Genomic DNA, 8,257 nt, shown 5'->3' with positions numbered 1-8,257 from the left:
TTCATCGCGAAAAATATCTCGCCATTCTCAACCGGCTCAACAAACCGGGTCCGGCTGTCCCTTTCACCCTACCCCCCGAAGCCGTGCTGAAGAAAGTGATTCATGCGCTGGAAGCCGAAACTCCCAAGGCACGCTACTACGTCACCCTCCCGACACACCTGTTCGGTTTCCTCAAACGCATCCTCCCGGTTTCCATACTGGATAAAATACTGGCCAAGACGGGGAATGATCATCAGTAAATCTGCCATCTGCCATACAATCACCAGATCTTCTACAACATCCCCTACATGAATATGGAGGATTGATCTGTTGATGGATATACATCACCGCCAACAGTAATCAATCAGAGTTCGATTGCAGGATTCACGTTGCATCTTGTAGAATGTGAATAGTTCTCATTTTCCTGTTCGACTTACGTATGTGTTCGACTGACCCCCAAGAAGGCACCGCGCCAGCCGCTGATCTTGCAATGCAGCAGATTCATTTCCTGTACAGTGATCATCATGACTGGCTGTATAGCTGGTTACGCCACCGGTTGGGTAACGCTGCTGACGCAGCCGATCTGGCGCATGATGCTTTTCTGCGCCTCATTCTCAAACCAGCCCCTCATGGTTTCGCCAGTTTCGGCGAGGCACGTGCCTATCCGCGCACCATGGCTCAGGGCATGTGCATCAACCTGTGGCACCGGCGTGAGATCGAACAAGCCTGGCTGGATACCCTGGCTGCCTGGCCGGAAACATATGCCCCCTCTCCTGAACGGCAAGCGATGGTACTGGAAGCACTGCATGAAATCGGTACCATGCTGCTCGATCTTTCCCCCAAAGCTGCCCGGGCCTTCCTCATGGCTGCCGGCTGCCAGATGACAGACAAAGAAGTAGCTGAAGCACTTGGCGTTTCCTCCCGCATGGTACGCAAGTATGTTGCTCAGGCTATGCTGCGCTGCATGCAATTACAGGCCAGACAAACCGTGGTCGAGTCCCTTGATCCCGGCATGACCTGATTCACATGTCCACTACGACTCCACTGCCTGATTCTACGTCTGATTCTACCCGGACCGAACCCTCGCATCAGGCAATGGAGCAGGCTGCCGAGTGGTATGCGCTACTTCGCTCCGGCGAAGCTACTGATGATGATCATGCCCGTTGGCAATCCTGGTTGGAGCACAACGCTGACCATCGTCTCGCCTGGCAATATGTCGAAACCATCAGCCGCAGTTTCGAGCCTATCCGCGCCACCCCTGATCCCCGACAAACTGCCGATGGTTTGTGGGCTGCCAATAAACGGGTGCTGCAGCGCCGCAAAATACTGACTGGTATCGTCGTTCTGACCGGGACCGGGCTATTCGGCTGGGCAACCTGGCGTCATACATCACTGCCCGGTATCGTTCTGGCACAGATGGCCGACTATCGCACTGCTACCGGTGAACTGCGCGAAGTCGTCATGCCGGATGGCACGCATGTCTGGCTCAATACCGACACCGCGCTCAACGAAGCATATCACGCCGGTCTTCGACGCCTGCGTCTGATCACAGGTGAAATTCTGATCGATACTGCTACTGACCCGCAGCGGCCTTTCGTAGTGGACACACCACAGGGACGATTGCAAGCATTAGGCACCCGTTTTACTGTGCGAGTGGAAAGTGACAAAACGTTCCTGGGAGTCTATCAGGGCAGCGTCGAAATAACGCCTGCAGCAGGGACTCCATCCCTCATCCAGGCGGGACAGCAAACCCGTTTTACCACCGATGCCTCAACAGCGGTCGAACCGGCCGATGGTGCACGCGAAGCCTGGAGCCGTGGTGTACTGGTGGCCTGGGATATGTCACTGGGCGATGTCGTGAAGGAACTACGCCGTTATCGCAATGGATATCTGGGTATAGCCCCTGAAGTGGCTGGTCTGCGCGTGTTCGGCAGCTTCCCGCTACGAGACACCGACGATACCCTGACCATGCTGGCATCTGCCCTCCCGATCCACATCCAGCGCACACTGCCCTGGTGGGTCAGCATCGAGGCACGAGCCGACGCTGATCAAAGTCATTGAGTCGGTGACACCTGCCGGAATTCTCCCTACTACCGCATCATATGGCGTGATAGCAGTATTTTATGTTATCGCTGATCTGATTAACAACAATACTATATATTGTATTAATATTACTCAAATATGATAAAGAAGGACTATGACAATGGCCAGAACAACCAAACCAGTAAGTTTTACACTTGGTGAACGTGATATTGAATTTCTTGCAAATATGGTAGAGAAAGGCCGCTTTGGAAATCGAACAGAAGTTGTGCGGGCCGGCTTACGCCTTTTAGAAGACTATGAGAACAATGAAAAAATTAAACGCCTACGAGCATTGATTGCCGAAGGAGACGCAGATATAGAAGCCGGACGCATTACAGAATATGATAATGCACAAGAGTTTGAAAACAGTATTACCCGCTAAGGAATCCAAGGGAGAAAAACAATTCAAAGTCTGCGCCTCATCGTCACCGATACTGCCAAAGCGGATTTGTTAGCAATTTATGAACATATAAAACGGGACAATCCAACAGCAGCCAAAATATTCATAAATGATTTGACAAACAAACTTTTCAGTTTAGCCAAATCGGGAGTTACGGGTTCGCCGCGTGACTGGATAAGCAGTGGTTTGCGTGTATTTCCTTATCGTGAGCGTTGTTTTTATTTCCGCATTATTGAAGATACAATGATTGTGGTACGCGTTTTACATCAAAAACAAGATATCAACGCACAGGAATTTAACCTTAAGTAAGCGGATTGAAACATACACTCAACATTTTTTGTTCGGATGACGTAGCTAAACTTTTCGTACACCTCTTTGCACATGAAGTGGCTAGTTATGGCTGTTTTATCAAAGATTCAGCAGGGATACCCAGATCGTGGTGAAGTCTCTGAATCATTTTGAGTGTCAAAGAACGCTTGCGATTCAGGACTTCATATACACGGTTGCTTTTTCCAATCATAGGTTCCAGATCTCTTACAGTCAGGCCTTTCTGTTCCATTTCAAATTTGATGGCTTCAACAGGATCAGGCGGATCGAGCAAGTAATGTTGCTGTTTCGTAAGCTTCAATCAGAGTTACCAAAATATCCAGTTTATCGCCTTCTGCTGTTCCGAATTCTGCAGTCATGAGCGTTTCGACTTCTTTCAGTGCTGAACGGTAGTCAGTGTCTGTTCTGATTGGTCTGATATCCATAGTCTTCTCCATTAATCAGAACAATTCTTCCTGAAAGTAATAGTTTTCCTTTGATAACGTACTGATCCTGGACAATCCACTGATACGAACGCCGAGCAGTCTCAGCCTTTGCTCCAAAGGAACACGCCGCAGGCAATCTCTCGCAGCCTTGCGAATAATTGATGCATCAGCAGTCGGGTTCCGTACAGTCAAATCACGTGTAATCGTTTTAAAATTTTCGTACCGCAGCTTGATACCAATCGTTCGCCCGACATATCCTTTGCGTTGCAAATCTTCCGCAACACGCGTACACAATCCGGCGAAGATATCCGATAGTATTTCCCGATCCTCACGCACATGAAGATCTCGTTCAAAGGTTGCTTCACGACTGATTGACTTGGATTCTGAACTGATTACCACAGGACGGTTATCGCGACCATGGGCTGAATTATGGAGCCAGATTGCATTACTACGACCAAAATGAGCCTGGAGCAAACTAAGTTCAGCCTTGGCCAATTCCCCGATTTTCAGAATATCCAGCCTGGCAAGCTTTTCTTCTGCTTTTGGCCCGATTCCGTTAATCTTGCGAACTGACAAAGGCCAGATTCGATTCAGGATATCAGTATGAGTCAGAATAATCAGTCCATCAGGTTTCTCAAGATCGGAACTGATTTTTGCCAGAAGCTTGTTGGGCGCTATTCCAATCGAACAGGATAGCTTCGTGGCATCACGCACTGCCTGCTTGATACTCGATGCGAGTGCAGTTGTCTCATCAGGGTGCTCGCTCAGATCGATATAAATCTCATCGATGCCACGATCTTCTATATGGGGTGTAATCCTTGCAATCGCATTTTTAAACAGCTGCGAATAGTGGCGATAGGTATCGAAATCCGCAGGTAACAGTATGGCATCAGGCGCCAACTGTGCGGCCTTCATAATCCCCATCGCTGAAAAAACGCCGTACGCACGTGCCTCATAAGTTGATGTCGTTACCACCCCTCGACCGGTGTAGTCACGCAACCTTGCGTATGAACGCTTCCCGTCCGGCTGAATGACTGGCTGGTGAACCGATCGGCCGCCTATGACAACCGGTAATCCCCGTAATTCCGGATAACGCAGAAGTTCTACCGATGCATAAAAAGCATCCATATCCAGATGGGCAATACGGCGATTTCTCGTACTCATGCCATGCATATTAATCGTATTTCAAACTCCTCTCCGGGATATTCGGGACAGTGGAAAGCAGTCACGCCTCGCAATCTTCCAGAGTGTCAGTTTCCCTTCTTTGCAGCGATATCTCAAAGACCGTACAAAATTTTTTTGAAAATGGTTCCGCTTTTTGCCCCCTCGATTGATTTACAGGGTGAGAGCGCAGTTCATATCAGCGATTGATCAACTGCCTGAAAGGCAAGATCGGTATATCCGACCAATTTGCTCAGGCAGCCGGTAATCCTGGCGATGAAAGCGCTTGCAGCGTTACATTAACCCTGTCTGAGGAAAAAATATCATGTTTTGCAGTTGCTCTCCCCGCGCTGCCACTACGGCGCATCCCTTGCCATTCGGCTCATTCCTGTATCTGCTAAGAACCTGTTCACGATCTCGATCAAGGGAGGTAGTGCAAGGCAAAATTGAACGAGAAAACGGAGCATACTCGAAGTATGTGAGCATTTTGAGTTCGATTTTAACGCCACAATGCGCCCTTCAGTGGGATCGTGAACAGGTTCTAAGGCTGATCATGCAATTAATCTTTGCCGGCAGCCTGCTCATTGCCGCGGGCGGGTCAACCGATACCCGAGCACAAACTACCGCAGCTCCTGCAACCGAACAGGTTCAAGCTGCCACCATGCGTCGCTACGATATTCCAGCTGGACCCCTGAGTAATGCACTGACGCAATTTTCTACCGAAGCCGGTATCTTCCTCGTTGGTGCCATTGAGCTCGCCCAGGATAAGACTACCCCCGGTGTGCGCGGCACATTCAGTGCGCAAGCAGCATTGAACGCGCTGCTGACGGGTACCGGGCTGGAGGCAAAACGTAATGCACAGAGGCAGTACGTCCTGCAACTGGCTACGAGTGAAGCCGGAACACTTCCTCTGATGACGGTGAGTACGTCGGCTGATTTCCTGAAACAAGGCACAGCAGAAGAAGGTTATCGAGTCAGCAATATCAGTGGAATTGGTCTGTGGGGTGAACGCAGTCTACGCGATATCCCTTATTCGATGAGCGTTGTCCCTTCCGATCTGATCGAAAACGTTAATGCTCAGAATATGGGACAAATCTTTAAAATGAATCCCTTGACTCAGGAACCGAACATCCAGAATCACAATGGCGTTCCCTTGGTCACTATACGTGGATTTCAATCATCCAATCCGATTTATGATGGTATCCCTATGGCTGCTGGAAATGGTTCTGCCGTATCCGTTATCGAGATCGATCGAGTTGAAATTCTCGGCGGAACATCAGGTTTTCTCTATGGCGGTGGCAGAGTCGGGGGAGCAATAAATTATGTTACCAAAAGCCCGACTCATGTCCCACTCAGAAGGTTGACATTCGGTAATTACGGGGGTACCCAATTTTACGGCCACGCTGATATCAGCGGAAAATTTGACGAGAGAGGTCGTTTCGGCTATCGGGCCAATCTGCTCTATCAGGGTGGAGATACCGCCATCGGCGAACCAGTAAATCAGAAAGTCGCCAACATCGTCCTGGATGGCCACCTTACTGATACTCTTTATGCCGATGTCAAGTATACCTATAATGACTACAGAAAAGATGCAATACAACCTTTATTTAATAATATAGGGGAAAGAACTGCGATCGATACCAGTAAACGCTATTCTCCCAAATGGGCATCTAACGACCTGGAAAGTCACAAGGCCTACACCAGCCTACGCTGGGATCCGAGTAAGTATTTCACTCTCAGAAGTGCCTTTTTCTATCAGAATACTCATGCGAAAACCATACAAATAAATTTAGATGAACAGGTAGACGGGACTTTTATTCCCAGAATAGGAAAGGGAGCTTGGGATAAATATGAAAATTATGGGGGCTATATCTACCTGGATACTCATTTTTCAACTTTTGCTATCGACCATAAGCTGACATTCGGCTATTCTTCTACTGTTCTTGATCAAGTTTCGCCTGAAGGTCTTCCTGACAAGTTTGGCACAAACCTTTCTCTGAGTGAACTTAAAAACATATCTGAGCCGGTCTGGGAAGAACCTCCCGGCACGGGGTCAACCTATCTTGGCCGGTATAATAATATCCTGATAGGAGATAATATTATCTTCAATGATCAATGGTCTGCGATGGTTGGACTCAATTACGCTACTACGATTAATAGAGGAACCGGTTGGTATGGCAATGGCAGTAAATATGACAAATCTGCACTGACCCCCACTGTTTCACTGCTCTATAAACCAATCGAGGATGTAACGACCTATGTTTCCTATATGGAAGCACTTGAGCAAGGTACAATAGTAGGTAATACCTATGCCAATCGTAGAGAAATGCTTCCCCCGTTAGTCAGCAAACAATATGAAGCGGGTTTGAAATACGATATCAATCCCAATTTGTTGCTGAGCACTGCACTGTTCCGGATTGAAAAAGCCAACCAGTATTCTGATAATGCAAGACCCATTCCGAGTTATGTCCAAGATGGTCTGCAGGTGCATAATGGTGTAGAGCTACTCCTGACTGGGAAAATAACCGACAATCTGACTATCATGGGGGGTGGTACCCTGATGGATCTCAGCGTAGAGAAATCCAATAACCCCGCACTGGAAGGCAAAAAACCGACTAATGCTGCTTCCAGAATGGGTAAGATTTATGCAGAATATGCGCTTCCATGGATTCCAGGGCTGAGCCTGACTGGCGGTATCTACTATACCAGTGAAAAATATGCTAATGCTGCCAATACCGATAAGATTCCTAGTTATACCCTGTACGACATTGGCGCACGCTATAGCACTCGTGTATTGGATAAAGCGCTGACAGTACGTCTGAATGTCATCAATCTGACTGGTAAAGATTACTGGCAGAGTGCTACTTACTTAGGCGTACCGAGAACCGTTGCATTTTCCGTCAGTACGATGTTTTAGCGTTTTTTCCTGAATATATTCCGGGCTCAGAATAGAGCCCGGAGAACTTCTTCCTGCAAAATCCAGCAAGGAACCCCGCCATTTCCTGAACGGTTCATGCTTCAAACACTTCTTCGATCGTTTGTGCCGTCAGTATCTGTTCTCCCCAGGTCAGCAAGGTTTGCGAGTCCGCTGCCCTGATTCGGGTACGTATCGTCTCATTGATCGGACCAAAACGCCGTTCCAGCAGGCGCAGCAGAAACTCGGCTTCACCCTTGCTGCAACCCTTCTTCGCGTCCCTCTTGTCGCCCCTGCTGCAATCCCTTTTGTAATCCTTCCTCTATGCCTTGTTGTTTCCAGTCTTTGGTCCATTCCTTGACACGTTCTGCCAGCATGCTGTGTACCTCCTGTAAATCCTGAATTTCATCAAATCTAACCTTCGGCATTCTGCCAGGCAGAAATACCCGTTTTAACCAGACAGTAAATGTCCGCCGTAATCCGCTTTGTTGTGGTGATTGCAACCAGGCGATCAACGCCTGCAACACCTGTTGGACATCTTCCGGCGTACGACTATTCTCCAGCCGGAATAATGCTGCTGTCAGATTGCGCAGGGTGGCCAGTTCATGATCATGATAGCTGCCTTCATCCAGCAGCAGATAATGTAGCTGTGGCCGATAGCGTTCCAATCCACCCGGGATCGGGATGATCAGTTCACTGATGTCTACCGGTGCCTGCCAGCGGTTATCACCATTGTATAGCACGACCGGCAGCACTGGCGGCAGTTGCTCACCCTTATGGATCGATTCACTTCTGATCAGATCCTGATACAGCAAACCGACATAGGTCATGATCCGCACCGCCATGAACCAGTCTACCGTGGACTGGAATTCGAGCAGCAGGTAGACATACAATATGACGGCTCGGCGGGTTTCTTAGTCGATACCAATATTTGGATCGACTGCATGGACACCGATAGCCAGTGGCACG

General features: G+C 48.7%; 9 protein-coding genes and 1 pseudogene. 6 read left to right on the top strand and 4 right to left on the bottom strand.

Going from position 1 to position 8,257, the window contains the following annotated elements; genetic code table 11:
• From ABUL11_RS10615 to ABUL11_RS10595, 5 genes and pseudogenes are all read left to right on the top strand, one after another.
• Positions 1-239: pseudogene (locus ABUL11_RS10615) on the top strand (short-chain dehydrogenase); the annotation flags it as partial.
• A 179-nt stretch (positions 240-418) separates the two neighbouring features.
• Positions 419-1,000, top strand: coding sequence for a sigma-70 family RNA polymerase sigma factor (locus tag ABUL11_RS10610; RefSeq protein WP_350283822.1), 582 nt, complete (start codon positions 419-421; stop codon positions 998-1,000).
• A 5-nt stretch (positions 1,001-1,005) separates the two neighbouring features.
• Positions 1,006-2,040 (top strand): FecR domain-containing protein, encoded by a 1,035-nt coding sequence (locus ABUL11_RS10605; protein ID WP_350283821.1) that lies wholly within the window; start codon positions 1,006-1,008, stop codon positions 2,038-2,040.
• A 142-nt stretch (positions 2,041-2,182) separates the two neighbouring features.
• Entirely contained in the window at positions 2,183-2,443 is a 261-nt protein-coding gene (locus tag ABUL11_RS10600) for a type II toxin-antitoxin system ParD family antitoxin (protein ID WP_281871733.1), read from the top strand.
• A 3-nt stretch (positions 2,444-2,446) separates the two neighbouring features.
• Positions 2,447-2,770: a type II toxin-antitoxin system RelE/ParE family toxin gene (locus ABUL11_RS10595; protein ID WP_350283824.1), complete on the top strand. Its 324-nt coding sequence runs from the start codon at positions 2,447-2,449 to the stop codon at positions 2,768-2,770.
• 275 nt (positions 2,771-3,045) lie between these two features.
• Here ABUL11_RS10595 and ABUL11_RS11285 read toward each other — a convergent pair whose 3' ends face one another.
• Together ABUL11_RS11285 and dinB are read right to left on the bottom strand one after the other, a co-directional pair.
• Entirely contained in the window at positions 3,046-3,213 is a 168-nt protein-coding gene (locus ABUL11_RS11285) for a hypothetical protein (protein ID WP_502890045.1), read from the bottom strand.
• Between the two features lie 15 nt (positions 3,214-3,228).
• Positions 3,229-4,377: a DNA polymerase IV gene (gene dinB / locus ABUL11_RS10585; protein ID WP_350283820.1), complete on the bottom strand. Its 1,149-nt coding sequence runs from the start codon at positions 4,375-4,377 to the stop codon at positions 3,229-3,231.
• A 550-nt stretch (positions 4,378-4,927) separates the two neighbouring features.
• Here dinB and ABUL11_RS10580 point away from each other — a divergent pair.
• Entirely contained in the window at positions 4,928-7,291 is a 2,364-nt protein-coding gene (locus tag ABUL11_RS10580; protein WP_350283819.1) for a TonB-dependent siderophore receptor, read from the top strand.
• 94 nt (positions 7,292-7,385) lie between these two features.
• On the opposite strand, the gene ABUL11_RS10575 is transcribed toward ABUL11_RS10580, so the two are convergent.
• Both ABUL11_RS10575 and ABUL11_RS10570 read right to left on the bottom strand, forming a co-directional pair.
• Positions 7,386-7,517, bottom strand: a complete 132-nt coding sequence (locus ABUL11_RS10575; RefSeq protein WP_350283823.1) for a hypothetical protein — start codon at positions 7,515-7,517, stop codon at positions 7,386-7,388.
• A gap of 22 nt (positions 7,518-7,539) precedes the next feature.
• On the bottom strand, positions 7,540-8,181 hold the full coding sequence (locus ABUL11_RS10570; RefSeq protein ID WP_350283818.1) for an Rpn family recombination-promoting nuclease/putative transposase: 642 nt from the start codon (positions 8,179-8,181) through the stop codon (positions 7,540-7,542).
• Between the last annotated feature and the right edge of the window lie 76 nt (positions 8,182-8,257).

The organism is Nitrosomonas sp. (assembly GCF_040256045.1).
Classification (GTDB): domain Bacteria; phylum Pseudomonadota; class Gammaproteobacteria; order Burkholderiales; family Nitrosomonadaceae; genus Nitrosomonas.
The sequence above is the reverse complement of the archived record's forward strand: the minus strand, read 5'-3'. Positions and strand labels throughout refer to the sequence as shown.

Excerpts from the sequence above, each read along its gene's own strand:
- ABUL11_RS10610 (WP_350283822.1), top strand. The coding sequence starts at position 419 with ATGTGTTCGACTGACCCCCAAGAAGGCACCGCGCCAGCCGCTGATCTT.
- ABUL11_RS10605 (WP_350283821.1), top strand. The coding sequence starts at position 1,006 with ATGTCCACTACGACTCCACTGCCTGATTCTACGTCTGATTCTACCCGG.
- ABUL11_RS10600 (WP_281871733.1), top strand. The coding sequence starts at position 2,183 with ATGGCCAGAACAACCAAACCAGTAAGTTTTACACTTGGTGAACGTGAT.
- ABUL11_RS11285 (WP_502890045.1), bottom strand. The coding sequence starts at position 3,213 with ATGGATATCAGACCAATCAGAACAGACACTGACTACCGTTCAGCACTG.
- dinB (WP_350283820.1), bottom strand. The coding sequence starts at position 4,377 with ATGAGTACGAGAAATCGCCGTATTGCCCATCTGGATATGGATGCTTTT.
- ABUL11_RS10580 (WP_350283819.1), top strand. The coding sequence starts at position 4,928 with ATGCAATTAATCTTTGCCGGCAGCCTGCTCATTGCCGCGGGCGGGTCA.